A 26702-nucleotide genomic window follows, 5' to 3' on the forward strand; every position below is an offset into this window, starting at 1 on the left:
CTCCGGTCTCGTGGGCTCGGAGATTTGTATAAGAGACAGCCCCCGCCGGACCGCCTCCGCCCCCCGCGACGGTGGAGGTCCGGTTCGACGCGCCGGTGCGCACCGTGCTTGGCTGGCCGGGGGGCGGGAAGCTTCCCATCAACCAGGTCGTCGCCCTGGCCCCGGGCCCGCTCCGTGTCCAGTACACCTGCCCGGGAAAGCGGACACTTCCGCGTATTGAGACCTACAACATCCGACCTGTAACCGGGGAACTCCAGACGCTCCGGGTCCCATGCCCGAGGCGACGCTAATCAGGACGGCCACTTGCCCGTATCCGGCATCCGCACCCTGCGGAGGACACGTAGGACCGGGTAAGCTTGAGTGCCCTTAAGTCGTTGGAATTCCTTGGCTTTCCACCAAGCGGGCGCGTTTACACATGTCAGAGGGGTCCGTAGACTCCGGCCCCTCTATGGCTCGCGCGAAGAAGCAGAAGAACATCATCCGACAGAGGACCTACCCCGCGGGGAGGGTGGCCCGGCAGCTTCCGGTCGCCCCTGAGCCCAACCGCCTGCTGAAGGTGTGGCGGCGCGTGTTGGAGCGGCGGCTTCGCACGCGGTTGCGGGGGAAGGTGGCGGTGGAGATCCACGACAACACGCACACCATGCTGACGTTCCAACGTCAGCGCGCGCTGTGGCGGCTGCGGCTGCACCACATGTTCCTGGCCGCGCCGGACGACGTGCTCCAGGCGCTCGCCAGCTTCGTGCGCAAGGGCGACGCGGACGCGAGCGCGCTCCTGGACAAGTACATCGAGCGCAACCGCATCTTCATCCGGCGGCTGTCCCCGGCGCAGATGCGCAAGCGGCTGCGGCTGTCGCCCGTGGGGCGCTACCACGACCTGGCGCGCATCTACGAGCGGCTCAATGAGCGCTACTTCCAGAGCCGCATCGACGCGGCCATCACCTACGGGCCGGCGCCCCGGGTGAGCGGTCCGCGCAAGAGCATCAAGATGGGCTCCTACTCGGCGGACTCGAAGGTCATCCGCATCCACCCGGCGCTCGACCAGCCGCTCGTGCCCCGCTACTTCGTCGAGTGGATCGTCTTCCACGAGATGCTGCACCACGTCTACCGGGCCCGCCGGGGCGACGATGGCCGCCGCTGCATCCACCCGCCGGAGCTGATGGAGCACGAGAAGCGCTTCCACGACTACCAGCGCGCCGTCGCCTGGGAGCGGGAGAACCTGGACCTGCTCCTGTGCGCCCGCGCGGAGCAGCCCTGAGGCCCTGAAGCCCTGAGACTCCGGCCCCCTCCCCGGGCGCCCTGCTGGCGTCAGGGGAGGATGAGGCCGCCCGGGCTGCGCCGCTCGTTCGTGGGCGCGGCCGGGGCAGGGGACCCGCCCGGCGCGTGGCCCCCCGTCGCCGCCGCTGCCTGGGCCTGAGCGCCCGCGGCGGCCAGGACGACGACCTTGGCGAAGAGCGTCTCCGCGAAGCGGGAGAACGGTTCGTCGAGCCCGTGGAAGAGGCGCCTCGCCTCGCCCCGCGCCATGTCCGCCTGCAGGGGCCGGCCGGTTTCCGCGAAGTAGGCCGCCATCCGCCACAGCCGGCGCGCGTAGCGCTGGCGCACCTCCGGGGTGAAGAAGGCCCGCGCCGCGTCCCGCACCCGCTGCTGCACCTGCTCCTGCCGCTGGGGCCCGCTCAGCGCGAGGGGGCTCGAGGCCAGCGCCTGCACCGCCTCCATCAACCGCCGCACCTCCGCTTCGGGCGGCATCCACTCGGCGATCTCCGGCGTCGCGTGGAGCTGGTCGCCCTCCAGGACGTGGCGCACGTCGTCGGGCTCCGGGGCGGGCAGGGGCGCGGGCTCGGAGACGGGCTGCACGCCATGGTGGCGCAGCGCGGCCTCCAGGTCCTCGGGGAAGGGCGTGCGGGTGCGCAGGTTCAGGGCCGCGGCCTCGGCGAGCAGGGTGGCGCCCTCCTCGCGGGAGACCTCGACGCCGAAGCGGTTCTCCCGGGCGTGCTTGAGGATGCGGCGCAGCTCGCCCCGGCTCACCTCGGAGCGGGTCAGCTCCAGCACGCCCTGCTCATCCGACGCGATGACCTGGAGCAGCTCCACGCCCCCGCGCACCACGCGCGTGAGCAGGAGCCCGAACTGCCCCGTCGAGGAGACGAGCGTCACCAGCGTCGGCAGCGCCTCCGCGGGGGCGGGGGCTGGCGCCGGCTTCGGGGCCTCGGGCAGGGCGACGCCGCGCGAGCGCAGCCGGTAGAGCGCCTTCTTCGCGGCCTTGGCCAGCGGCTTCACCGGGGAGGCGGACAGGGCCTCCGGCAGCGCCGCGTGCCCCGCCAGCACCGCGGCCTCCAGCACCGCGCCCGCGAGGGGCTCCGGCAGCGCCTCCACGGCCCCGGCGGTGGCGGTGGCCACGTCGCTCACAAGCCGCCGTGCCTGCTCGACGGCCGCGTCGGGGAAGGCGGGCAGGGGTGTTCCGGCGCGCAGCGCGTCCAGCAGGGGGCGGGGCTCGGTGGAGGCAGGGCTCATGGCCGGGTTCTACTTCACGCGCTACCGCCGCCGCACCAGCCAGCTCCTCCCGGACTGTCCCACGATGACCAGCTCCGACTGGAGCCGCCCGCCGAACACGCGCGAAGGATGCGCCCCGCGCACGAGGTAGTGGTCGTACCAGCTGCCCTGCGTCGCGTAGTCCAGGTCCTGGGGGCGCCACTCGGACGGGAAGGTGGGCGGCACCTCGTCCCGGTAGCGCAGCGGCGAATGCGGCGTGGTGGCGAAGGTGAAGTTGGGCACCCCGCCGCGCTCGCGCGCCAGCACCGCCGCGCCGTGCAGGAAGACGGGGAAGCGCACCACGCGCGAGCCCGCGTCGAACACCAGCCCCATCACCCGGGGCCTCACTTCGGTGACGTCCGCGAGCACGTCCCACTCGCGGGCCTCCTCGGCGAAGTCGCGGAAGCCGCGCCCCATCACGAAGGCCAGCAGCAGCGCGCCCGCCGTCGCCGCGAGGCACAGGGGCCGCCGCCACTCCACGCGCGTGGCCGGCATGCTCGCCACCAGGAGCGCCGCGGCCAGGTGCGCGTACCGCGTGTTGAGGTAGTAGACGTAGCCGCGGATGTCGAAGGGCAGCAGGAAGAACAGCGCCAGCGCCAGCACGCCCAGCCCCAGGAGGCGCCAGCGCGCCACCGGCCCCTCGCGGCGCGTCCCCGGCCGCGCGAGCCCCAGCCCCCAGCCCGCCACCGCCACCAGGGCGACGGCGTACAGGGGCCACCGGTCCGCGCCGTCATGGAACGTGTTGGCGAGCACCTGGAGGAACTCCGCGCGGTTCTGCTCGAAGCCCTTCCACGCCAGGTTCTGCGGCGAGAACGTGGGCCCCCACGCCTTCCACGGCGCCCCGGGCTGGATGTCCGGCGGGTTGCCGAAGCGCAGCACCACCCACGACAGGAACAGCGTCACGCCGGGCACCACGCCCAGGAGCGCCGCCACTCGCGGACGCAGCCGGGCCCCCAGGCCCCTGGCCCCCGCGTCCTCGGGCACGGGCGTGGTGAAGAGCAGCCACGGCAGCCCCAGCGCCAGGAACCCGAAGGCCTGGACGTGGAAGAGCAGCACCGTCACGAGGCACGCCGCCAGCCCCACGCCCCACGCCCGGCGGCGCGGCACGTCCGTCAGCGTCCGCACGAAGAGGCCGCAGCACAGGAGCGTCAGCGGCAGCGCGGCCAGGTAGTTGATGAAGCCCCAGCCGAAGCTGTCGCCGTACGCCAGGGGCAGCGTGAGCAGCGCGGGCCAGGACGGCCGGCCCAGGCTGCGCAGCAGGAAGGCCAGCCCCAGCGGCAGCCCCACCACGTACGCGGTGAGGAAGACGCGGTTGGCCACCTCCAGCGGCAGCAGCCAATTGAGCGCGCTGACGAGGTAGTAGTAGCCCAGGTAGGGCGTCAGCTCGTGCCGCGCGGCGAACAGCGCCGGGTACAGCGTCGTCGGGTCCTCCAGCCGGTGCAGCACGGAGATGAGGTACAGGTGCTGCGGCAGGTCCACCATGGGCAGGACGCGCGACACCCAGAGGGGCAGCGCGCCCAGCACCAGGGCGGCGGCGAAGGCGATGCGAGCAGTTCGGTTCGTCACGGGCAGGAGGGCGCGGACTGTACGCGCGCGCGCCCACACCGGGCGAGCGCACCGTGGGCCCCGGCACTCTGGTAACAGGTAGGCAAAGGTGCGGGCTCCTGCCTTGGCAGGGGGAATGCCCTGCGGTATAGGCCGGACTCCACGGGGGGGCTCCTACCCCGTCTTGAGGAGAGCGGACATGGCACGCAGCGCGACGTTGAGGACCGCGATGACCGCGGGGTTGTTGCTGGGAGGCCTGTGCTGGGTTCCCGCGACGGCCCACGCCTGCGAGGCCCACGCGAAGGCCGCCGCTTCCACCCAGGCCACCGGGACGAAGGCGAAGGAGTCCGCGCCGCGCCCGCTGGAGGAGCTGGACAAGGTGCTCGCCGCGAAGTGCTCCTGCGGCAGCAAGGCGGACTGCACCTGCAAGCGCGGCAAGTGCGAGTGCTCCAAGTGCTCGGGGCGCCACACGCCCGGCCAGGTGACGGACGCGCTGCGGGGCCGTCCCGCGACGCAGCAGCTCCAGGAGGCGCGCTACGACGCCTCCGCCGGCATCTTCATCTGACGCGGTCGTCCCGGCGGTGGGAGTCCACCGCCGGAGCCCATCAGGCCGTCGGCGTGGCGGAGCGCCCGCGCGGCGCGGGAGCAGCGCCCTCGGACACGAGCACGGGCCAGCCGCGCGCCATCGCCTCGCGGAAGAAGGACGCCAGCTCGTGCCGGCTGGTGTTCACCGCGCCCTGGAACGGGTCGATGAGGGCTTCCTCGCCCAGGCTCTGCTGTGAGCTGAGCTGCACGGGGGTGCCGCACCGCTCGCAGCGGATGGACACCTGGCGCACCAGGGCCACCGGCACCGCGTAGCGGGCGCTGCACTCGCCGCACTTCCACACCAGCGCGCGCTCGCCGGCCTCCCTGCGGGCCAGCTGCTCCAGCTCGTCCGCCAGGCGCAGGAGCGCCGGGAGGTCCTGGGGTGGCTGGGCGAAGACGGCGCTGGGGCCAAAGCCCTTGCCCGGAGAGCCCAGGCCCGGAGGCCGGTCTCCCTGGAGCAGGGCGCGCAGGCGGTCCCGGGCGCGGAGGTCGCGGAACTCGGCGCCCGCGAGCGCACGCTCCACCGCCTCATGCACCGGCGGCAGCTGCGGCTCCAGGCGCTCGTCGTCCGGCAGGGTCTTGGGGAAGTCCACCAACCGGTGGGCGGGGATTGCGAGGAATCGGAAGGCCACGGTCCTTCCATCCTTGGCACTTGAACCCGGCGACCGCAAGACGCGAGTTTCCAAACCTGGAACGCGGACGACAGTCCGCGCGCTCCCTTCAGACGGACCACTCCAGCATCCGCTTCAGCGGTGCCAGGGCCGCCCCCTGGAGGTCCGCCGGCAGCACCAGCTCCGGGGTCCTGTCCCGCATGCACCGGTACAGCTTCTCCAGCGTGTTGAGGCGCATGTACGGGCACTCGTTGCACGCACACCCGTTGTCCGGCGGCGCCGGGATGTACGTCTTGTGCGGCGCGCCCTTCTTCATCTGATGGAGGATGCCGGCCTCCGTCACCACGATGAACTTCGACTTCGGGCTCTTCACCACGTAGTCCAGCAGCGCCTTCGTGGAGCCGATGAAGTCCGCGTGCTGGAGCACCTGCTGCTCGCACTCCGGGTGGGCCACCACCTCCGCGTCCGGGTGCTCCACCTTCAGCTGCACGAGCTTCTTCTCGCTGAAGATTTCGTGGACGATGCAGCTGCCCGGCCACAGCACCATGTCGCGCCCCGTCTGCTTCATGACGTGGCGGCCCAGGTGTTGATCCGGCGCGAAGAGGATGGTGCGGTCCTTCGGCACCTGGTTGACGATCTTCACCGCGTTGGACGACGTACAGATGACGTCGCTCATCGCCTTCACCGCGGCGGAACTGTTGACGTAGGACACCACGAAGGCGTCCGGGTGTTTGTCCTTGAACGCCTTGAACGCCGCGGGCGGACACCGGTCCGACAGCGAGCAGCCGGCCTTCAGGTCCGGCAGCAGCACCTGCCGCGACGGGTTCAGGATCTTCGCGGTCTCCGCCATGAAGTGCACGCCGCAGAAGACGATGACGTCCGCGTCCGTCTTCTCCGCGGCCTGCGCGAGCGCCAGGCTGTCGCCGACGAAGTCGGCCACGTCCTGCACCTCGCTCTCCTGGTAGTAGTGCGCCAGGATGACCGCGTTCATGGAGCGCTTCAGCGCCCGGATCTCGGCCTCGTAGTCCACCGTCGCGCCCATCGTGATTCTCCTCGCCGGGCCTTCTGTAACCGCCTCCGGACGCGGCGGCCAGCATGCGCGGCAACGCCCCCCCCGCACGGGCCCTACCCATCACGGTGTCCCGGATGACTTCGGAGGCTTTAACCTATTCCGAAAAGTCTCTTACCCCCCCGTACATCACCTAATCCATGGGAGCAGGTAAAGTACGCGGCGGTCTGCTGGCGGCTCACCGGGAAGGCATCACAGCGCGGGCTCGCTGGCAGCGGACATCCACCAGGCTCGGACACTCAGACATGCGACTGGCGGGAACGGGGCCCCTTCCGGGCCTTGCGTCTACAGCAATGGCGCCGTGCGCGGGCGCCGGTGTGGTCCTTGCGCGTTGGGAAAAATCCATGAGCGTGCCGACTCACGAAGTCCTCATCGTCCACCCCAACGAGGCGCGCCGTAGCGCGTTGATGTCAGCGCTGGGGGCGCACCGGGTCGCGGCGGTGGGCTCGCAGCTGGAGGCCACACGGCGCATGGAGGCGTCGGTGCCCACCCTCATCATCGCGCCCGCAGACAACGCGCGGCGCTTCCTGCGGCATGTGGACCGGGCCGCGCCGGAGGCCGTCTGCGTGTTCGTCTGTTCCCGGTCGGATCAACTGGGACTGGAGGAACTGGTGGAGACCGCCGCCGAAGGCCACGTCTTCAGCACGGTGGACGACGCGCTGTCGGAAGGGGAGCTGGGCATGCGCCTGCGCGACATCCTCCAGCTCCGTGCCTCCACGCGCGTGTCGCTGGACGCGGGGCTGCGGGTGGACTTCCTCCTGCGCGACCAGCACGTCGTCGCGGAATGCCAGGACCTGGGCAACTTCGGCGCGGCCCTGCGCATTCCCATGGACATGTCGATGGCGGCCTTCCTGCCGGGGACGCCCCTGGACGCGCTGTCCATGGTGCGCGACGGCGCGCCGGTGCTGCACGTGGCCCGCGCCTACGTGCGCCACGCCACGCCCGTGTTCCATGACGGGCGCGGCTTCCTGCGCGTGGGCATCTCCTGGCGGCGCGCCTCCGATGAGGCGTCCGCGGCCCCGCCCCGCACGCTGCGCGACCCGGTGGCGGTGCTGGCCGCGCTGCGCAAGGCGCTGCGCCGCGAGCTGCCCGTGTGGCTGCACCCGCCGGACAGCCAGGCGGCGCACTTCCGGCTGGAGTCCGCCACGGTGGAGCCGGTGGACGAGCGCGGGCTCCTGCGCGGCCAGGTGTCCCCGACGCTGCCGACGAGCGTGGGAGAGGTGGTGCTGCTCTCCTTCGAGATGGGCGGCCAGCGCTACTCGGGCGTCACCAGCATGCTCCACGTCGCGCACGACGGCGTGTCGCTGGGCCTGCCCCGGGCGCTGACGGTGGAGAACCGGCGCGGCCAGCAGCGCTTCCGGCCCTCGCCGCAGAACCGCTTCCTCGTGCGCTTCACCTCGCCCTTCGGAGGCCAGCGCATCACCCGCGCGGTGCTGGACCTGGGGGGCCGCGGGTTCGCCTTCCCCATCGACGCGTCGTGCGAGGTGTTGCCCGCGGGCTCGCGCCTGGACGCCACGCTGCTCCTGCCGGACGGCGCGGAGGCGGCGTGCCGGGTGGAGGTGCGCTCGGTGGACGTCGTCCCGTTCGAGGCCCGGCATGATCAGCGCCTGCGCCCCTACCGCTGCGGGGTGCGCGTGCTGGAGCTGCCGCCCGCGGTGCGCGACGCCGTCGTGGACGCGTTCGTGGCCGCCCGGGCGCCGCAGGTGAAGGACGGCGCGGTGTTCCGCTTCCCCGACCTCTGGCGGATGATGCAGGAGGCCCGCTACACCTTCCACCCGGACCACCCCTTCGGTGAGGAGTCCCGCGTCCTGCCTCCCCTGGAAGAACTGCACGAACGGCTGGGCCGCGCCCGCGACCTGGGGCGCTCGCTCGTCTACACCGATGGGCAGCAGCCCCTGGGGCACGTCAACGGCCTGCGCATGCACTCGCGCACCTGGCTCGTGCAGCACCTGGCCGTGCTGCCCGGCTTCCGGCGCAGCGAGCAGGTCTCCAGCGAGTTGACGTCGCTCGCGGTGGAGGTGGGCGAGGCGATGGAGGACGTGGAGTTCATCCGCTACATGTGGCGCACCGACAACCGCTGGCCGCACCGGCTGGGCACATGGCTGGCCCGCGTGCTGGAGGGCCAGGGGCTGTGTCACCTGCGCCAGTTCCACTACCTGCGCGCCGCCCTGGACACCGTCGCGACGGAGGCCCCCGCGGGCCTGCCCGCCGTGCGCGAGGCGGGTCCCGAGGACCGGCGGTGGCTGGAGGCGTACCTGCGCGGGCAGGGGGAGATGGTGCGCCTGCTCAGCGAGGACCTGCGGGCGGATCCCGCGCCCGAGCAGCAACTGGGCGCGCGCTTCCGGGCGGCGGGGCTGCACCGCGAGCGGCGGATGTTCGTGGTGGACGGGGAGTCAGGGCCGCTCGCCATCGCGTTCCAGGAGGAGGCGACCCCGGGCCTGAGCCTCATCGAGGTCTCCAACAGCTTTGGCCTCGTGGTGGCGGACCGGGCGAACCCCCGCACGCGCGACGCGGTGGCGGCGCTGACGTGGCGGTGCATGGCGCACTCGCGGGAGCGGGGCCGGCCCTCGGCGCTGGGCATGGTGGACGCGGCGGACGTGCCGGTGCTGCTGGAGGCGGGGTTCGTGGACCAGGGGCGCTTCTCCGAATGGACGTTCCACCGCTCCATGGTGCGCCGCTGGTGCGAGGCCTGGCGGTCGCTCTTCGAGCGGCAGGCCGCCCCCCGCCGGGCGGCCCGCGCGGCCCTGGAGCAGGAGGAGGCCCCGTGATCTACCTGATGGAGTCCCAGGGCGAGTCGCGGCGGCTCCTGGAGCAGGAGCAGTCCCAGGACACGCGCTCCGTGCTGCACGGCACCGGCCTCAAGCCGGGGGACCGGGTGCTGGACGCGGGGTGCGGCCCCGGGGGCATCGCGGAGCTGATGTTGGAGCTGGTGGGGGAGGGCGGCCACGTCACCGGCGTGGACGTGCACGCGGGGCGCATCGCGGAGGCGCAGGCGCGAAACCGCCACCGCCCCCAGCTGGAGTTCCTCCAGGCGGATGTGCGCGCGTGCGGCCTGCCGACGGGCAGCTTCGACTACGTGTGGAGCCAGTACGTCTTTGAGTACCTGCCGGACCGGCAGGTGGCGCTCGCGGAGCTCATCCGCGTGACGCGGCCCGGGGGCCGGGTGGTGGTCTCCGACATCGATGGGCTGGGGTTCCAGAACTGGCCCTTCCCGGAGCACCTGCGCCAGGGCACGCAGCGCATCGTGGACGCGCTGGAGGCGCGCGGCTTCGACTTGTACGTGGGCCGCAAGCTGTTTTCGGACTTCCGCCGCGCGGGCCTCACCGACGTGCGCGTGCACCTGGTGCCCTTCTACCTGTCCCCGGGCGCCGCCGGGGCGCGGCTCTTGCGCGACTGGGAGACGCGCTTTGACGCGCTGGCGCCCGTGGCGGCCCCGGCCTTCGGGGGCCTTGCGGCCTACCAGGCGCACTGCCAGGAATTCCTCTCCATGCTGGCGGACCCGGAGGGACTGAAATATGCGGTGACGCTCGTGACCGAGGGGACCAAGCTGTGAGTGGGCGTTTTCCGGCGGTGAAGGTGCAGGATGTATCGCCGGACAACGCCCCGGAGGTGAGCGTCCGCGCCACGTCCACGCTGCTGCTCTACTTCGAGCACCGCTACGGCGCGGAGCGCCTGGCGCGGCTGTGGCGCGAGCAGGGGTTCAGCCTGGGGCTGGACTACATGCGCACGCCCACGAACTACGTCTCGCTGCACTTCCTGGAGCGCGTGGCGGCGGCGCTGCGCGACGCGTCCGGCGACTCGAAGTTCATGCGCGAGGCGGGCCTGTTCACCGCGTCCCCGCAGGCGCTGGGCTTCGTCTTCTACATGCTGCGCGCCTTCGGCTCGCCCAAGGCCTGCTACAAGCAGACCATCGACTTCTCCCCCAGCTACAACCGGGTGGGCGCGTTCACGGTGGACCTGCTGGAGCACAAGCGGCTCAAGCTGTCCTACCGCAGCAGCATCCCGGAGCGCAGCCGCAACATCTGCGAGCTGCGCATGGGCCAGTTCGCGTCCTTCCCCACCATCTGGGGGCTGGCGCCCGCGGACGTGCGGGAGACGGAGTGCCAGGTGCAGGGCGGCGAGGCGTGCCGCTACCACCTCACCTGGACGGATCCGCCCACCATGTGGGGCCACTACCTGGGCCTGCTGCTGGGCATGGTGAGCGGCCTGCTGGCCACGCACCTGGGCTGGGGCGACGCGCTCTTCTCCGTGACGGCGCTGGGCGTGGGCGGCTTCGCGCTGGGCGGCTGGTTGGACCGGCGGCGCGAATTGCAGCGCAAGGACGAGCTGCTCTCCGCCCAGGCCCAGGCGAACCTGGGCTCGCTGCGCGAATTGCAGCAGCGCTACGACGAGGTGTTCGGCAGCAACGTGGCGCTGGAGGACCGCGTCGCGGCGCGCACGCGCGAGCTGTCGGAGGCCAACGCGAAGCTGGAGGCGGCGCTCATCAAGCAGCGCGAGCAGGACCGGCTGAAGACGGAGTTCTTCGACAACGTGAGCCACGAGCTGAGGACGCCGCTCACGCTCATCCTCCTGTCGCTGGACGCGCTCCAGAAGGAGCCGGAGTCCCTGCCGCCGGTGGTGCGCCAGCACCTGACGACGTTGGATCGCAGCACGCAGCGGCTGCTGCGCCTCATCGACAACCTGCTCAACCTGGCGCAGCTGGAGGCGGGCAAGGTGCGCCTGCGCTACCAGCCGGTGGAGCTGCACGCGTTCCTCACGTCGCAGCTGTTGCCCTTCCGCACCGTGGCGGAGAAGCAGGGGCTCACGCTCACGCTGGAGGGGGATCCGGTGTCGCCGGTGCACGTGGACGTGGAGCGCATCGAAGGCGTGTTCCACAACCTGGTGTCCAACGCGCTCAAGTTCACGCCCCCCGGCGGCAGCATCGCGGTGCGCCTGCGCGAGGACGCGCTCTCCGTGCACGTGGAGGTGGTGGACACCGGGCAGGGGATGGCGCCCGCGGACCTGGCCGTCATCTTCGACCGCTTCGCCCAGGCGGACACGTCCGGCACGCGGCGCTTCGGCGGCAGCGGCATTGGCCTTGCGCTGGTGAAGGAGACGCTGGAGCTGCACGCGGGTGGCATCGAGGTGTCGAGCACGCCGGGCCAGGGCTCCAGCTTCCGCGTGCGCCTGCCCAAGGGCACCGTGCACCTGCGCGAGGACCTGCGCGATCGCAGGCTCACGGACCTCCCCGCCCGGGATGAGCGCCGCAGCTCCGGCCGCTTCGCCACCGTGCTGGCCGCGACCGTCGCCGGGACGCAGCGGCCCGCGGAGCCCCAGGACCACACGCGCGCGGACGCCAAGGCCCCGCGCATCCTGGTGGTGGAGGACGACGCGGAGATCCGCGCCTTCATCGCGGACATCCTCGCGCCCAGCTACCGGGTGCTGGAGGCGGCCAACGGCGAGGAGGGCGTGCGCCGCGCGCTGGAGGACCGGCCGGACCTGGTGGTGTCGGACGTGATGATGCCGGTGCTCTCCGGCCTCAACCTCCTGGTGCAGCTGCGCTCCCATGCGCAGACGGTGGACCTGCCCGTCATCCTGCTCACCGCGCGCCAGGAGGTGGCCGCCAAGGTGGAGGCCCTGGGCGCGGGCGCCAACGACTACCTGGGCAAGCCCTTCAGCCCGCGCGAACTGCTGGCGCGCGTGGAGACGCAGCTGCGGCTGCGCGAGGCGGCGGTGCGCGCGGCGGAGAACGAGCGGCTGGCGGCCATTGGCCTGCTCACCTCCGGCTTCGCGCACGAGGTGCGCAACCCGCTCAACGGGCTGATGAACGCGCTGATGCCGCTCAAGGACGTGCTCCAGGGCAAGGACACGGGCGGCGACCCCAACCTGGGCCCCGCGATGCTGGAGGTGATGGAGGAGTGCGGCCAGCGCATCCGGCACCTCGCGGAGTCGCTGCTGTCCTTCGTGCGCACGGCGGAGAAGCCCGTGGCCGTGCGGTTGGATCAGGCGCTCGACTCCACGCTCAACGTGCTGGGCTGGCGCATCCCGTCCGGCGTCGTGGTGGAGCGCGCCTACCACTGCACCGACCCCATCTGGGGGGACCCGGGCACGCTCAACCAGGTGTGGCTCAACCTGTTGGACAACGCCCTGCGTGCGGTGGGCGACAGCGGCCGCGTGCGGGTGGAGACGTCCCAGGAGGACCACGAGGCGCTCGTCACCATCGTGGACAGCGGCGTGGGCATCCGTCCGGAGGACCTGGAGCGGCTCTTCCAGCCCTTCTTCTCCACGCGCGCGGCGGGTGAGGGCACCGGCCTGGGCCTGGCGCTCAGCCGCCGCATCATCCTGCAGCACGGCGGCCGCATCGGCATCACCAGCCAGATGGGGCAGGGCACGCGGGTGGAGGTGCGGTTGCCCATGCGGCCGGCGCTGTCGGACGCGCTGGCCTCCACCCCGACGGGCGGTGCGGGTCGGGGGCGTTGGACGCGGCGAGTCAGCTGAGGGGCTGAGTCCTCTGGGCTGTTGGAAGGCGTGACTCTGCTACAGTCGCGCGTCTTTCATTTCACCCCCTTCCAATTCCAGTTCGAGGAACTCACGGCATGCAAAGCACCGTCGCCGCGGGCGAGGCCCGCAAGGGGCATCCCCCGGGCCTCTACCTGTTGTTCGCCACCGAGATGTGGGAGCGCATGTCCTATTACGGCATGCGCGGCTTGCTGGTGCTCTTCCTCACCGACAAGGTGCGGGGCGGCTACGGCTGGTCCACGGCCGATGCGCTGAGCCTCTACGGCACGTACACGGGCCTCGTGTACCTGACGCCCATCGTGGGCGGCTACATCGCGGACCGCTACATCGGTCAGAGGAAGGCGGTGTTGCTGGGTGGCGTGCTGATGATCATCGGCCACCTGCTGTTGGCCTTGCCAGGAACAGCCATCTTCTACGCGGGCCTGGGCTTCCTCATCGTGGGCAACGGCTTCTTCAAGCCGAACATCTCCACCATGGTGGGCGGGCTGTACCCGGCGGGCGACGGCCGGCGCGACGGTGCCTTCACCATCTTCTACATGGGCATCAACCTGGGCGCGGTGCTGGGCAACTTCATCTGCGGCACGCTGGGTGAGCGGGTGGGCTGGCACTGGGGCTTCGGGTCCGCGGGCGTGGGCATGACCCTGGGCGTCATCATCTTCGTGGCGCTGCAGAACCGGCTGCTGGGACAGGTGGGCCTGGCGCCCGCGCCCCGGCTTCCGGAGACGGCGAAGACGGCGTCGGGCGGCAAGCCCCCGGCGTTCTCCCGCCAGGAGTGGGACCGCATCATCGTCATCTTCATCATCGCGCTGTTCGTCGTGGCGTTCTGGACGGGCTTCGAGCAGGCCGGCGGTCTGATGAACCTCTACACGGACCAGAAGGTGGACCGGACGATGTTCGGCTGGGAGGTGCCCACCACGTGGTTCCAGAACTTCAACTCCGTGTTCATCGTGGCGCTGGCGCCGGTGTTCGCCGGGGTGTGGAGCGCGCTGGCGGCGAGGGGCAAGGACCTGAGCATCCCGTTGAAGATGGCCCTGGGGCTCATCTTCCTGGCGGTGGGCTTCGCCTTCATGCTGGGCGCCTCCAAGGAGAGTGCGGCGGACGGCAAGGCGGCGGCGTGGTGGGTCATCATGGCGTACCTCTTCCACACCATGGGGGAGCTGTGCCTGTCGCCGGTGGGCCTGTCCATGGTGAGCAAGGTGGCGCCCACGCGCGTCACCTCCGCGATGATGGGCGTGTGGTTCCTCGCGAACGCGGTGGCGAACAAGCTGTCCGGCGTGCTGGGCGGCTACTCGGAGAAGATGGGTGAGTTCAGCGTGTTCCTCACCATCGTCGTCGGCGCGGCGCTGGCGGGCGTCATCCTGCTGGTGCTCGCCCCGGTGCTGAAGCGGATGATGCACGGCACGGACGAAGTGACGCCGAACCCGACGCCCGTGCATCAAGAGGGCTCGGTCCACCCGGCCACCTGAGCCGTCTTTGGACCCCTGAAACGACGAACGCCGGAGCGCCTTGAAGGCACTCCGGCGTTTTTCTTTGCCCGTCGTTCAGCTCACAAGGGCGTCAGGCCGGCTTCGCCTCCACCGCGGGCGTGCGGCCATCCAGCGGGGCCTTGGCGTCCGTCTGGAAGTAGTCGTGGACGACGAAGCGGCGCGCCACCAGGGTCATGCCCACCGCGGCCGCCAGCGCCATGCCCGCGTAGAAGAAGAACTGCCCAGCGCCCGTGAAGACGTTGAGCACCGCGGCGATGGCCACCGCCACGTTGGCCAGCGTGTTCGTCACCAGCCACACGCTCTGCACGGTGCCCTTCATCTCCCGGGGCGCCTGCGTGTACGCGAACTCCAGGCCCGTGGTGGACACGAGGATCTCCCCCACCGTCAGCACGATGTACGGCAAGAGCTGCCAGGCGATGTTCAGCGTCGTGCCGCCCTCCATCACCACCTGGAAGAAGCCGGCGATGATGAACGACACCGCGCCAAACACCAGCCCCATGGGCATGCGCCGCAGCGGCGTCAGCTCCCAGCCCAGGCGCTGGAACGCCGGGTAGACGATGGCGGTGAGGAACGGAATCAACATCATCACCAGCAGCGGGTTGATGAACTGCATCTGGCTGGGCTGGAACACGACGTTGCCCACGTTCGGATCCATGGCGCGCGCCTGCACCACCCAGGTGGACGCCTTCTGGTCGAACAACATCCAGAAGAAGGGGACGAAGGGCAGCATCAGCCCGGCCACCCGGAACACCGCCTTCACGCCCTCCACCGCCTCCGACGGGTGCGAGGCCTTCGCCTGGTCCAGCCAGTGGGCGCCCTTCGGCGCGCCGCCCTTGAACGCGCTGAACACCACCTTGAGGAACGAATGCGGGTTGGGGCCCGTGGGCGGCACCATCACGTAGTGCTTGCGGCCGGCCCAGAAGATGACCGTCGCCACGAACATCAGGAGCCCCGGCACGCCGAACGCCACCGCCGGCCCGAACTTCGACATCAACAGCGGCACGAACAGCGACGCGAAGAACGAACCGAAGTTGATGGTCCAGTAGAAGATGGCGTAGACCTTCTTCACCAGGTGGCTGTTGCTCTGGGTGAACTGGTCGCCCACCATCGCGGAGACGCACGGCTTGATGCCGCCGCTGCCCACCGCGATGAGCGTCAGGCCCGTGTAGAAGCCCGTCGCGTTGTCCTCGAAGAGCGCCAGGCACGCGTGCCCCGCGCAGTACACGAGGCTCAGCGCGAAGATGGTGCGGAACTTCCCGAAGAAGCGGTCCGCCAGGTACCCGCCAATGAGCGGGAAGAAGTACACCCCCGCCATGAACAGGTGGAACAGGCCCTTCGCCTGTGCCTCGCGTGCGCCCGTCTCCGGGACGTGGTTTCGCAGGAGGTAGTCGATGAAGAACACCGTGAGGATGTTCCGCATCCCGTAGAAGCTGAAGCGCTCACAGGCCTCGTTCCCGATGATGTAGGGAATCTGGGGCGGGAAGCGGTCGGACGCGCGGGTGGAGGTCTCGGCCATGACCTCCACCCTACCGGGGCCTGTCAGGCCGCGTCCACGCGCTTGCCCACCCGGGCCCGGCGCGACTTGCCCAGCACGTGCTTGAGGTAGCGGCCGGTGTGGCTGGCCTCCATCCGGGCCACGTCCTCCGGGGTGCCCGTGGCCAGGATCTGCCCGCCCCCCGCGCCGCCCTCGGGCCCCAGGTCGATGAGCCAGTCCGCGCTCTTGATGACGTCCAGGTTGTGCTCAATCACGAGCACCGAGTTGCCCGCCTCCACCAGCCGGTTGAGCACGGACAAGAGCTTGCGGATGTCCTCGAAGTGCAGGCCCGTGGTGGGCTCGTCCAGGATGTAGAGCGTGCGGCCGGTGGCCACGCGCGCCAGTTCGCGCGCCAGCTTGATGCGCTGCGCCTCGCCGCCGGACAGGGTGGGGGAGGGCTGGCCCAGCCGCAGGTAGCCCAGGCCCACGTCGGTGAGCGTCGTGAGGACACGCATGATGTCCTTGTGCGCGCCGAAGTGCTCCACCGCCTCGCGCACGCTCAAATCCAGCGTCTCCGCGATGTTCTTGCCCTTGTAGCGCACGCGCAGCGTCGCTTCGTTGAAGCGCTTGCCGTTGCACACCTCGCACGGCACGTACACGTCCGCCAGGAAGTGCATCTCCACCAGCTTGACGCCGTCGCCCTCGCACGCCTCGCAGCGGCCGCCCTTGATGTTGAAGCTGAAGCGGCCCGGGCCGTAGCCGAATGTGCGCGCCTCGGGCGTCATCGCGAAGACTTCACGGATGGCGTCGAACACCTTGGTGTACGTGGCCGGGTTGCTGCGCGGCGTGCGCCCAATGGGCCGCTGGTCGATGTCGATGACCTTGTCCAGGTGCTCCAGGCCCTTGATGGACTTGTGCTTGCCCATGGGCTCGCGGCTCTCGTAGAGGGCCCGCGCCAGCGCCGGGTACAGGATTTCGTTGATCAGCGTGGACTTGCCCGCGCCGGACACGCCCGTCACCGCGGTGAAGATGCCCAGCGGGATGTCCGCGTCCACGTTCTTCAGGTTGTTCTCCGTCGCCCCCACGATGGAGATCTGATGCTTGGGGTTGACGGGCCGGCGCGACTCCGGGACCTCAATCTCCTTGCGCCCGGACAGGTACGCGCCGGTGAGGCTGTTCTCGTCCGCCATCACCTGCTTGGGCGTGCCCTGGGACACCACCTGGCCGCCCAATTCGCCCGCGCCCGGTCCGAAGTCCACCAGGTAGTCGGACTCCTCCATCGTCTCCTCGTCGTGCTCCACGACGATGACGGAGTTGCCCAGGTCGCGCAGCCGCTTGAGCGTCGTCAGTAGCTTGCCGTTGTCGCGCTGGTGCAGGCCGATGGAGGGCTCGTCCAGGATGTAGATGACGCCCGTCAGCTCGCTGCCCATCTGCGACGCCAGCCGGATGCGCTGGCTCTCTCCGCCGGACAGCGTGGACGCGGTGCGATCCAACGTCAGGTAGCCCAGGCCCACGTCCACCAGGAACGACAGGCGGCTGCGGATCTCCTTGAGCAGCTCCTGGGCGATCTTCTCTTCCTGCTTGCTCAGGTCCATCTTCGTCAGGAACGCGCGCGTGTCCGTGATGGTGAGCCGGCTCAGGTCCACCAGCGTGCGCTCGTGCACCTTCACCGCGCGGCTCTCCGGGCGCAGGCGCTCGCCCTTGCAGGAGGGGCAGGGCTTGTCGCTGAAGTACTTCTGGAGCTCCGCCTTGCGCGCCTCCGACGTCGTCGTCTTGAAGTTGCGCATCGTGCGCGCGAGCAGGCCTTCCCACTCCATCTGGTACTGGCCGTTGTCACCCCACTGCACGGTGAAGGACTTGCCCTTCACGCCGTTCATCAGCGTGTCCTTCTCCCGCTTGGTCAGCTTCGCGTACGGCACGTCCAAATCAATCTTGAAGGCCTGCGCCAGGCTCTCCACGAAGTCCGCCGTCCAGCCCTCGCCGCGGTTCATGCCGCTGGCCCATGGCTCGATGGCGCCATCCCGGATGCTGCGCGTCTGGTCCGGCACCAGCAGGTCCGCGTCCATCTCCGGCTTGGTGCCCAGGCCGTTGCAGTCCGTGCACATGCCCAGCGGGTTGTTGAAGGAGAACGACGCCGGGGTGAGGTCCCCGAAGGACAGGCCGCACGCGGGGCACGCGTTCAATTCGCTCATCACGCGATCCGAGCCAGGAGTGCCCTTCTCGTCGGTGATGATGAGCGTGCCCTTGCCCTCGCGCAGCGCCGTCTCCACGGAGTCGGTGAGGCGCGTGCGCAGGTCCGGCTTCAGCACCAGCCGGTCGATGACGAGCGCGATGTCGTGCTTGGACTTCTTGTCCAGCTCGATGCGCTCCTCCAGCTCGCGCAGCTTGCCGTCCACGCGCGCGCGGGAGAAGCCGCGCTTCTGCGCCTCGGTGAGCAGATCTTTGTGCTCGCCCTTGCGGTTGGTGACGATGGGCGCCATCACCTGCAGCTTGGTGCCCGCCGGCAGCTTCATGATCTCATCGACGATCTGCTGCGCGCTCTGCTTGCCCACCTTGCGACCGCAGTTGGGGCAGTGCTGCACACCGATGGAGGCGTAGAGCACGCGCAGGTAGTCGTGCACCTCCGTGACGGTGCCCACGGTGGAGCGCGGGTTGTTGCTGGCCGCCTTCTGCTCGATGGAGATGGTGGGCGACAGGCCGCGCAGCGTGTCGTAGCGGGGCTTCTCCATCTGCCCCAGGAACTGGCGCGCGTAGGAGGACAGGCTCTCCACGTAGCGGCGCTGCCCCTCGGCGTAGAGCGTGTCGAACGCGAGCGAGCTCTTCCCAGAGCCCGACACGCCGGTGAACACCACGAGCTTCTTCTTCGGGATGTCCAGGGAGACGGTCTTGAGGTTGTGCTCCCTGGCACCACGGATGGAGATGACGTCGGGCTCGGACATGGGGGCGCGCTTTATCACTGAAAGGGTGTTCCGGTGAACGCAAAGGCGCACCACCGGAGGGATTCTCACCGGAACACCTGACCCGGGCCCCCGCATCCCCCCGGGCGGCCGGGCGGCGCGCGGCTGTTCCCCGGCCACCACCCGCCCTGCGAAAAGGCGGTCTGCCCCCGGGTCCGAGGGGTCGGTGAGGCAGCGGCCATCCGAGAAGCTTTTTCCGTGGCCCGCTCCGACGAGGAACTGTCCGGCCGCATGCGCCCCCAGCGCTTTCCCAACGTGACCGCCCGGTTGCCGTGTCGGCGGCGTGACGTCGCCTCGCTGGGGAAACCGGGCACCCGGGTTGCACTGCCCCGCGCCGGCCGGATCCACGCGGAACGCAGTGCGGGGGGACGCCGGTGCCAGGTGTGGGAAGGACGGGACCCTGTATGGCGAGCAGTCGATGGGCGGCGGTGGCGGTGATGGTGGCGGCGGTGGCGTGGACGGCGTGTGAGCGGCCCTCGTCGAAGCAGGCGCGCACGGGCTTCGCGGCGCGGCCGGAGCTGTTGGAGTTCGGCCCCTCCGCGCTGGGGCGCACCAAGGTGATGAAGCTGCGGCTGGCGAACCAGGGCCGCGCGTCGTACCGCGTGGAGGGCGCGCGCGCGTCGCTGCCCCACGTCAGCATTCCTCCCTTCGAACCCTTCACGCTGGCGGCGGGCGCGGAGCAGGAGATTGAAGTGCGCTTCACGCCCGACGTGGAGGGCGCGGTGCAGGGGCAGTTGGAGGTGCTCACCGACGCCACCGGCGAGGCCGTGGCGACGGTGCCCGTCACCGGGCGCGGCGTGAAGGCGCTGGTGGAGGTGCCCCAGACGGCGCTCGACTTCGGCAACGTGAACCTGGGGCTGGTGGAGATGCGCGAGGTGACGGTGCGCAACCCCTCCGACGTGGAGAGCCCGCTGGTGCTGTCGGTGCAGGGCACGGACGCGGATCAATTCTCCGCCGGTTCCGGCCTGCCGTCGTCGCTGGCGCCCCATGAGACGCGCACGCTGCCGGTGGCCTTCAGCCCGGTGCGGCTGGGCACGGCGGAGGCCGCCCTGCACATCACGGTGTGCGAAGGCTGCGAGCCCGCGGTGGTGTCACTCACCGGCACCGGCGTCGCCAGCATGTTGGAGGTGACGCCCCTGCGCGTGGACTTCGGCCGCGTGGCGGTGGGGACCACCGCCGAGGAGCGCATCACCGTGCGCAACCAGGGCCATGAGCCCCTGAGCTACACGGGCGCGGCGCTGCTGGAGGATCCGTCCGGGGTGTTCCAGGTGGTGAGCGCGCCGGCGCTCGCCAACGACATCCTGCCCGCCGGGGCCGTGGTGGAGCTGCGCGTGGCCTTCACGCCGAAGGCCTCCGGCAAGGCGCGGGCGGGTCGCGTGGAGGTGGCCGTGCGCGAGCAGGGCACCACGGCGCCGGGCCCCAAGGTGTCGCTGGTGGGCGAGGGGGGCGTGTCGTGCGTGGAGGTGACGCCGGAGCGGCTGGACTTCGGGGCGGTGGCCTTCGGCATGACGGCCACGCGCGACGTCACCGTGCACAACCGCTGCCGCGACGAGGCGTCCGTCACCGGGCTGAAGCTCACCACCCGCACGGGCGGCTACTTCACGCTCGCGCAGTCTCCGGCGAACCAGACCGTGGCGCCCGGTGGCGTCCTCAAGGTGGGCCTGACGTTCAGCCCGCGCGCGGGCGTCACCGGCCCCAGCGGCGGCCAGCTCGCCGTCACCACGAGCCACCGCGGCGCCAACGCCACCGAGGGCGTGGTGCTCAGCGGTGAGGGCCGGGCCTTCCCGCCGTGCGTGTACGCGCTGCCCGCGTCGCTGGACTTCGGCCAGGTGCCGGTGGGCTCGGAGGTGGCGCTGGGGGTGACGTTGCGCAACACCGGCGCGGAGGCGTGCTACCTGTCGGCGTTGCAGCTCGCGTCGGGTTCGGATGGAGCCTTCCGCGCGGAGCCGGTGGTGAACGGCGTGCTGGAGCCCGGGCGGAAGGCGACGCTCGTGGTGCGCTTCCTGCCGCCGGAGGAGGGGGACTTCCAGGGGCTCGCGGAGGGCTGGGTGAACCATCCGACGCGGGGCCATCCGCTGGTGACGCTGTCCGGGCGGGGCGTGCGGGGGTGCTTCTCCGTGCAGCCCACCACCGTGGACTTCGGCGTCAGCCGGCTGGCGTGCGGCCCGCGCACCCGGGAGTTCATGGCCTACAACGACTGCACGGGCCCCGTGACGGTGAAGGGCCTCAAGCTGGAGCAGCCCGGCGCGGAGTTCGAGGTGTCGGGGGCGCTGCCGGCCACGCTGCCGCCGGGGGCGCGCGTGAAGCTCACCGCGAAGTACCTGCCCGCCGAGGAGGGGGAGGACGCGGCGACGGTGCGCTTCACGCTGGCGGATGGCGCCATCTACAACGCGGGGCTCGTGGGGCGGGGCCTGTCGAAGACGGAGCAGACGGACCGCTTCTTCCAGGAGGAGGAGGCGAAGGTGGACGTGCTCTTCGTCGTCGACAACTCGGGGTCCATGATGGAGGAGCAGCAGAGCCTGGGCGCGAACTTCTCCGCCTTCCTGACGGCGGCCACCGCGGCGCACGTGGACTACCGCATCGGCGTGACGACCACCGGCCTGGACCCTTCGCCCGGCGGCTGGTCCGAGTGCCCCGGCGGCGCGCTGGGCGGGGAGAAGGGGCGCCTGTTCCCGGTGGATGGCTCCAGCCCGCGCATCATCACGCCCCAGACGCCGCAAGCAGCCGGCGTCTTCGCCACCAACACGCGCGTGGGCGTGTGCCACTGGAACGAGCAGGGCCTGGACGCCGCGTGGCTGGCGCTGTCGGATCCGCTGCTCTACCACCTGGATGATCCGCGCACGCCGCAGCCCGCGGACGGCAACGGCGGCTTCCTGCGCGAGGACGCGAAGCTGGCCATCATCGCGCTGTCGGACGAGGAGGACTTCAGCTCGCAGCCGGTGTCCTTCTACGAGACGTACTTCCTGGCCCTCAAGGGCAACGACCGCGGCAAGGTGACCTTCAACGCGGTGGTGGGCCCCCTGGACCTCAACACCTGCCCCACCGCCAGCAGCTCGGGCAGCCGCTACATGGAGCTCGCCCGGAAGCTGGGGGGCGTGGTGGACAGCATCTGCACGCCCAACTGGGCCGCGTCGCTGGAGAAGCTGTCGGAGAGCGCCTTCGGTCCCAACCGCAGCTTCCCCCTGTCGGAGACGCCGTTGGACCCGGGCGCCATCACCGTCCGGGTGGAAGGCACCCCGGTGACGGACGGCTGGTCCTACGACGCGAGCCACAACGCCGTCGTCTTCGACCTGCTGCGCGCGCCGGGGCCCGGCGCCCTGGTGGAAATCACCTATCCCCTGGGTTGCCCGTAGGACAAGCGGCCATTCGTCCTTCACCGGGCAGAGTGGGGGCGGATGACTCGACAGCGCGGGACGGGAGGCTTTGAGTTGGGGCATGCCGCCGGACTCCCTCCTCGTCGCCGCGCTGGGTGACATCCATGGCCGCTTCCACCGGGTGGAGGCGTGGCTGGACGCGCTGGAAGAGGCGCGGGGCCGCCGCGTGGACTTCGTGCTGGCGGTGGGCGACGTGGAGGCCTTCCGCCACGCGGACGACCACCGGCGCAAGGCCGCCAAGCGGGCGATGCCCGCGGAGTTCGCCGGGTACGCGGACGGCGTGACGCGCGTGAAGCGGCCGCTGTACTTCATTGGCGGCAACAACGAGGACTTCGAGGCGCTGCACGACCTGCCCGACGGTGGCGAGCTGGCCCCGGATGTCCACTACCTGGGCCGCGCGGGCCTGCGGACGCTGGGCGGACTGCGGGTGGCCTACCTGTCCGGCATCCACGCGCCGCGCTTCATCGACCAGCCCCTCAAGCGCCCCACGTCGTTGGATACCGCGAAGCAGGCGGGCTACTTCCGCGCGCCGGAGGTGGAGCGGGTGGCGGCCCTCAAGGACGTGGACCTGCTGCTCGTGCATGAGTGGCCCCGGGGCATCGTGCAGAAGGCCCGCGAAGAGCGGCTGGCGCCCGCGCGGCCGCTGCCCTCGCCGTGGATTGGCAACCCGGTGACGCGCAAGCTGGTGGACGGGCTGCACCCGCGCTGGGTCCTCTGTGGCCATTCGCACAAGCCCTTCGCCGTGTCGCTGGAGGCGCAGGGGCGCACGCAGTCGCGCGTGGCGTGCCTGGATCAAGCCGCCCGGCCCGACACCGCCGTCTTCTGGCTGGAGTTCGAGGGCCGTGAAGCGCAGCGCGCCGGCTGGGGCGTGACGGGCACCGTCGCGTGGGAGGCGGGACAGCGCTGGGGGCTGCACACGCTGCCGCCCTCTGGCGAGCCGGAGTCCGGTGACGGGCCCGGCGACGACCCTCCGGGCGCTACAGCTTGACGACGTCCGGGCCCCGGCGCGGCAGCTCCACGCGGAACTCCGTGTAGGGGCCCTCGCCGGAGAGCACCTCCACGCCGCCCTGGTGGGCCTGGATGATCTGCTGGACGATGTAGAGCCCCAGGCCCAGCCCCTCGCCCCGGCCGCGGTTCTGCTGGCCGCCCCGGAACGGATCAAAGAGGAAGGGCAGCAGGCGGGGCGGGATGACGCCCACGTTGGTGATGGTGAAGCGCAGTGCGGCGTCGCTCGTGCCGTCCACGCGGATGCGCACCGGCTCCACGGTGTCGCCGTGCTGGAGCGCGTTGCCGATGAGGTTGGAGGCCACCTGCGCCAGCCGGTCCGCGTCCCAGTCCCCCACGAGGTCGCCGTCCTGCAGCACCTCGATGGTGTGGCGGGGCCACGCCGTCTGGTGCTCCTGCACCATGCGCTGCACCAGCTGGCCGAAGTCCGTCTGTCCCCGGCGCAGCGGGATGCCGCCCGCCAGCCGCGCGCGGGCCAGGTCGAGCACGTCTTCAATCATGCGCCCCATGCGCTTGCCGCTCGCGAGCATGCGCGCGGCCGTCTTGCGCACGGCCTCGTCCTCCGTGCGGCGCTGGAGCAGCTCCGCCGCGGTGAGGATGGCGCTCAGGGGGTTGCGCAGGTCGTGTCCCAGCACGGCGGTGAACATCTCGTTGAGGCGCAGCGTCTCCGCGAGGATGTCCAGCTGCTGGGCCAGCTGCTGCTTCTGCCGGTGGATCTGGAAGAAGACCTCCGCCTTGCTGCGCAGCACGTACGCGTCCAGCGGCTTGTAGAGGAAGTCCACCGCGCCCGCGTCGTAGCCCTTGAACATGCGCCGGGGATCGCCCGCGCCCGCGGTGACGAAGATGATGGGCACATCCCGCGTGCGCTCCGAGCCGCGCATCAGCTCCGCCAGTTCGAAGCCGTCCATGTCCGGCATCTGCACGTCCAGGAACGCGAGCGCGAACTCGTGCTGCAGGAGCAGCTCCAGGGCCTGCGCGCCGGACGGGGCGCAGTACACCTCCACGTCGTCGCGCCGCAGCAGCGCGCTCAACGCGAGCAGGTTCTCCTCCAGGTCATCGACGAGCAGGCACTTGACCCGGGAGGACACGCCCTGGGGCTCCTTGTAGGGGATGGTGGAATCAGACAGCACCTGTGCCTCCCCACGCCTTCATGCGCGCCGCCATCTGTTCAAGAGGCAGCACGAAGTCCACCGCGCCGTACGCCATCGCCGCGGCGGGCATGGTGCGCACGAGCGCGCTTTCTGGCGACTGGACGAGCGTCACCCCCCCGGCTTCGCGCACCGCCGCGAGCCCGCGCGCACCGTCCGCGTTCGCGCCTGACAGGACGATTCCACCCAGCCGCGCGCCGTAGATGTCCGCGGAGGTCCCGAGCACGATGGCGTCCACGCGGCCCGCGTGAGGGACACCGGGGATGCGCGGGGGAGCCATGGTCGGTGGGGTCCTCTATCGCTTCTGGTACAGCCGCTCCTCGGGGATGACCGGGGTGAAGGCCGCTTCGTGCGCGGAGAAGCGCAGGGACTCGCGCGCGCCCAGGCCCAGGAAGCCCCGGTGACAGAGCGCTTCGTTGAACAGCCCCAGCGCGCGCTCCTGCAGGTCACGGTTGAAGTAGATGAGCACATTGCGGCACGACAGGAGCTGCACTTCGGCGAAGACGCTGTCGGTGGCCAGGCTGTGGTCCGAGAAGACGAGATGGGCCTTGAGTGATTTGTCGAACACCGCGCGGCCGTACGCGGCCGTGTAGTAGTCCGACAGCGACGTGCGCGCGCCCGACAGCCGGTGGTTCTGGGTGAAGGTCGCGATGCGCTCCACCGGGTACACGCCCGCCTCCGCGCGCTGGAGCGCGAGCGGGTTGATGTCGGTGGCGTACAGGAGCGTGCGCTCCAGCAGCCCCTCATCGCGCAGCAGGATGGCGAGCGACCACGCTTCCTCACCGCTGCTGCAGCCGGCGACCCACACCTTGAGGGACGGGTAGGTGCGCAGCACCGGCACCACGTGCTCGCGCAGCGCGCGGAAGTAGGACGGATCCCGGAACAGCTCGCTCACCTGCACCGTGAGGTAGTCGAGCAGGGCGGGGAAGAGCGCGGGCTCGTGCAGCACCCGGTCCTGGAGTCGCGACAGGGTGGCGCACTCGAAGTGCGTCGCGGCCTGGGCCATCCGGCGCTTGAGGGATGACATCGCGTAGCCGCGGAAGTCGTAGTGGTACTTGAGATAGAGCGCGTCGAGCAGCAGGCGCAGCTCGATGTCGAAGTCCTTCGACGCCACGTCGAGCAGGCCCGTGCCCGTCACCGGGGCATCCACACGCGCAAGAGCGACAGCAGCTTCTCCACGTCGAGCGGCTTGGCGATGTAGTCATTGGCGCCCGCCTGGAGGCACTTCTCCTGGTCGTCGCGCATGGCCTTCGCGGTGAGCGCGATGATGGGCAGCTTCTGCCATTCGGTGTGCTTGCGGATCTCCCGCGTGGCGGTGAGCCCGTCCATCTCCGGCATCATGATGTCCATCAACACCAGGTCCACGGCGAGCTGCGGCTGGGCGAGGCTCTTCGTGAGCAGGGCCAGGGCCTCCTTGCCGTTGCGGGCGATCTCCACCTTCGCGCCCCGGGGCTCCAGCACGCGGGAGAGGGCGAAGATGTTCCGCACGTCGTCCTCCACCACCAGGATGCGCCGGCCATCCAGCGCGGCCTCCCGGTCGCGCGCCGCCTGGAGCATGCGCTGGCGCTCCGGCGGCAGGTGCGACTCCACCTGGTGCAGGAACAGCGTCACCTCGTCCAGCAGCCGCTCCGGAGAGCGCACGCCCTTGATGATGATGGAGCGCGAGAAGCGGCGCAGGCGCTGCTCCTCGTCCCGGCCGAGCGGGTGCCCGGTGTAGACGATGACGGGCGGGAAGGAGACGTCCTCCTGCGCGGCCATCTGCTCCAGCAGCTCGTAGCCGGTGAGGTCCGGCAGCTGCAGGTCCATCACCATGCACTCGAAGGTGTGCTCGCGCAGCTGCTGGAGCGCCGCGTGCGCGGTGGCCACGCACTCCACCTGGACGTGCTCGTTCTCCAGCAGCTTCTGGATGCTGTCGCGCTGGCGGGCGTCGTCCTCCAGCACCAGCACCCGGCGCACGCCGGGCGTGAACTTCGTCTCCAGCTTGCGGAAGACGTCCAGCAGCTCCTCGCGCTTCACGGGCTTGAGCGCGGAGCCCGCCGCGCCCAGCTCCAGCGCCTCTCGGGCCTGATCCACCGCGGACAGCACGTGCACGGGGATGTGGCGCGTGCGCGCGTTGCGCTTGAGCTGATCCAGCACCGTGAGGCCGGAGTGGTCCGGCAGGTTGATGTCCAGGAGGATGGCGCTCGGCTGGTGGTGGAGCGCGGCCGCGAGCCCGTCCGTGCCGTTGGCGGCCAAGAGGCACTGGAAGCCCAGCTCCCACGCGAGGTCGCGCAGCACGCCCGCGAAGTGCGCGTCGTCCTCCACCACCAGCAGCAGGCGCGAGCCCGGGATGAGCTGGTCGCGGTCATCCTCCAGGCCAGGAGGGGGCGACGGCGGAGGGACGGTCGCGGCGGGGAACGCTTGCGGCCGGACGGCGGGAGGCAGGG

18 protein-coding genes are annotated in these 26702 nt (G+C 70.8%); 8 read left to right on the forward strand and 10 right to left on the reverse strand.

The window, feature by feature from the left end:
* The first annotated feature begins 448 nt into the window (after window positions 1-448).
* Complete coding sequence (locus D7X12_RS19110; protein ID WP_244224643.1) at window positions 449-1255, forward strand: hypothetical protein; 807 nt, start codon at window positions 449-451, stop codon at window positions 1253-1255.
* 50 nt (window positions 1256-1305) lie between these two features.
* Here D7X12_RS19110 and D7X12_RS19115 read toward each other — a convergent pair whose 3' ends face one another.
* The gene (locus tag D7X12_RS19115) at window positions 1306-2505 is read right to left on the reverse strand and encodes a hypothetical protein (RefSeq protein WP_120626711.1); all 1200 of its coding nucleotides are present in this window, start codon (window positions 2503-2505) and stop codon (window positions 1306-1308) included.
* 21 nt (window positions 2506-2526) lie between these two features.
* Entirely contained in the window at window positions 2527-4089 is a 1563-nt protein-coding gene (locus tag D7X12_RS19120) for a hypothetical protein (protein ID WP_120626712.1), read from the reverse strand.
* A gap of 178 nt (window positions 4090-4267) precedes the next feature.
* On the opposite strand from D7X12_RS19120, the gene D7X12_RS19125 reads away from it, so the two are divergent.
* Entirely contained in the window at window positions 4268-4633 is a 366-nt protein-coding gene (locus D7X12_RS19125) for a metallothionein (RefSeq protein WP_120626713.1), read from the forward strand.
* 40 nt (window positions 4634-4673) lie between these two features.
* Here D7X12_RS19125 and D7X12_RS19130 read toward each other — a convergent pair whose 3' ends face one another.
* Complete coding sequence (locus tag D7X12_RS19130; RefSeq protein WP_120626714.1) at window positions 4674-5285, reverse strand: zinc ribbon domain-containing protein; 612 nt, start codon at window positions 5283-5285, stop codon at window positions 4674-4676.
* An 88-nt stretch (window positions 5286-5373) separates the two neighbouring features.
* Window positions 5374-6306 carry a quinolinate synthase NadA gene (nadA, locus tag D7X12_RS19135; RefSeq protein ID WP_120626715.1) on the reverse strand — a complete coding sequence of 311 codons (933 nt, stop codon included), beginning with the start codon at window positions 6304-6306 and terminating at the stop codon, window positions 5374-5376.
* Between the two features lie 371 nt (window positions 6307-6677).
* Between nadA and D7X12_RS19140 the strand changes: the two genes are divergently transcribed.
* From D7X12_RS19140 to D7X12_RS19155, 4 genes are all read left to right on the forward strand, one after another.
* Window positions 6678-9101: a PilZ domain-containing protein gene (locus D7X12_RS19140; RefSeq protein WP_120626716.1), complete on the forward strand. Its 2424-nt coding sequence runs from the start codon at window positions 6678-6680 to the stop codon at window positions 9099-9101.
* Window positions 9098-9886: a methyltransferase domain-containing protein gene (locus D7X12_RS19145; protein WP_244224644.1), complete on the forward strand. Its 789-nt coding sequence runs from the start codon at window positions 9098-9100 to the stop codon at window positions 9884-9886. Before D7X12_RS19140 ends, D7X12_RS19145 begins: the two co-directional genes overlap by 4 nt.
* Complete coding sequence (locus D7X12_RS19150) at window positions 9883-12810, forward strand: ATP-binding protein (protein ID WP_120626717.1); 2928 nt, start codon at window positions 9883-9885, stop codon at window positions 12808-12810. Before D7X12_RS19145 ends, D7X12_RS19150 begins: the two co-directional genes overlap by 4 nt.
* A gap of 98 nt (window positions 12811-12908) precedes the next feature.
* Window positions 12909-14297, forward strand: coding sequence for a peptide MFS transporter (locus D7X12_RS19155; RefSeq protein ID WP_120626718.1), 1389 nt, complete (start codon window positions 12909-12911; stop codon window positions 14295-14297).
* A 91-nt stretch (window positions 14298-14388) separates the two neighbouring features.
* Here D7X12_RS19155 and D7X12_RS19160 read toward each other — a convergent pair whose 3' ends face one another.
* Both D7X12_RS19160 and uvrA read right to left on the reverse strand, forming a co-directional pair.
* The gene (locus D7X12_RS19160) at window positions 14389-15834 is read right to left on the reverse strand and encodes a POT family MFS transporter (protein WP_120626719.1); all 1446 of its coding nucleotides are present in this window, start codon (window positions 15832-15834) and stop codon (window positions 14389-14391) included.
* Between the two features lie 23 nt (window positions 15835-15857).
* Window positions 15858-18731, reverse strand: a complete 2874-nt coding sequence (uvrA, locus tag D7X12_RS19165) for an excinuclease ABC subunit UvrA (RefSeq protein ID WP_120626720.1) — start codon at window positions 18729-18731, stop codon at window positions 15858-15860.
* A 422-nt stretch (window positions 18732-19153) separates the two neighbouring features.
* Here uvrA and D7X12_RS19170 point away from each other — a divergent pair, with 422 nt between their 5' ends.
* Together D7X12_RS19170 and D7X12_RS19175 are read left to right on the forward strand one after the other, a co-directional pair.
* Window positions 19154-22102: a choice-of-anchor D domain-containing protein gene (locus D7X12_RS19170; protein ID WP_120626721.1), complete on the forward strand. Its 2949-nt coding sequence runs from the start codon at window positions 19154-19156 to the stop codon at window positions 22100-22102.
* 82 nt (window positions 22103-22184) lie between these two features.
* Window positions 22185-23111, forward strand: coding sequence for a metallophosphoesterase (locus D7X12_RS19175; RefSeq protein WP_120626722.1), 927 nt, complete (start codon window positions 22185-22187; stop codon window positions 23109-23111).
* Here the strand turns inward: D7X12_RS19175 and D7X12_RS19180 are convergent.
* The 4 genes from D7X12_RS19180 to D7X12_RS19195 all read right to left on the reverse strand — a co-directional run.
* Entirely contained in the window at window positions 23101-24258 is a 1158-nt protein-coding gene (locus D7X12_RS19180; RefSeq protein ID WP_244224645.1) for a hybrid sensor histidine kinase/response regulator, read from the reverse strand. The two genes, D7X12_RS19175 and D7X12_RS19180, sit on opposite strands and share 11 nt — an antisense overlap.
* Complete coding sequence (locus D7X12_RS19185) at window positions 24248-24556, reverse strand: chemotaxis protein CheB (RefSeq protein WP_120626723.1); 309 nt, start codon at window positions 24554-24556, stop codon at window positions 24248-24250. Before D7X12_RS19185 ends, D7X12_RS19180 begins: the two co-directional genes overlap by 11 nt.
* Window positions 24557-24571: 15 nt before the next feature.
* Window positions 24572-25414: a CheR family methyltransferase gene (locus D7X12_RS19190; protein WP_244224646.1), complete on the reverse strand. Its 843-nt coding sequence runs from the start codon at window positions 25412-25414 to the stop codon at window positions 24572-24574.
* Window positions 25411-26702: response regulator (locus D7X12_RS19195; RefSeq protein WP_120626724.1), on the reverse strand; the 1292-nt coding region annotated here is incomplete at its 5' end. The genes D7X12_RS19190 and D7X12_RS19195, both read right to left, overlap by 4 nt.

This window comes from Corallococcus sicarius, assembly GCF_003611735.1.
Taxonomy (GTDB): Bacteria; Myxococcota; Myxococcia; order Myxococcales; family Myxococcaceae; genus Corallococcus; species Corallococcus sicarius.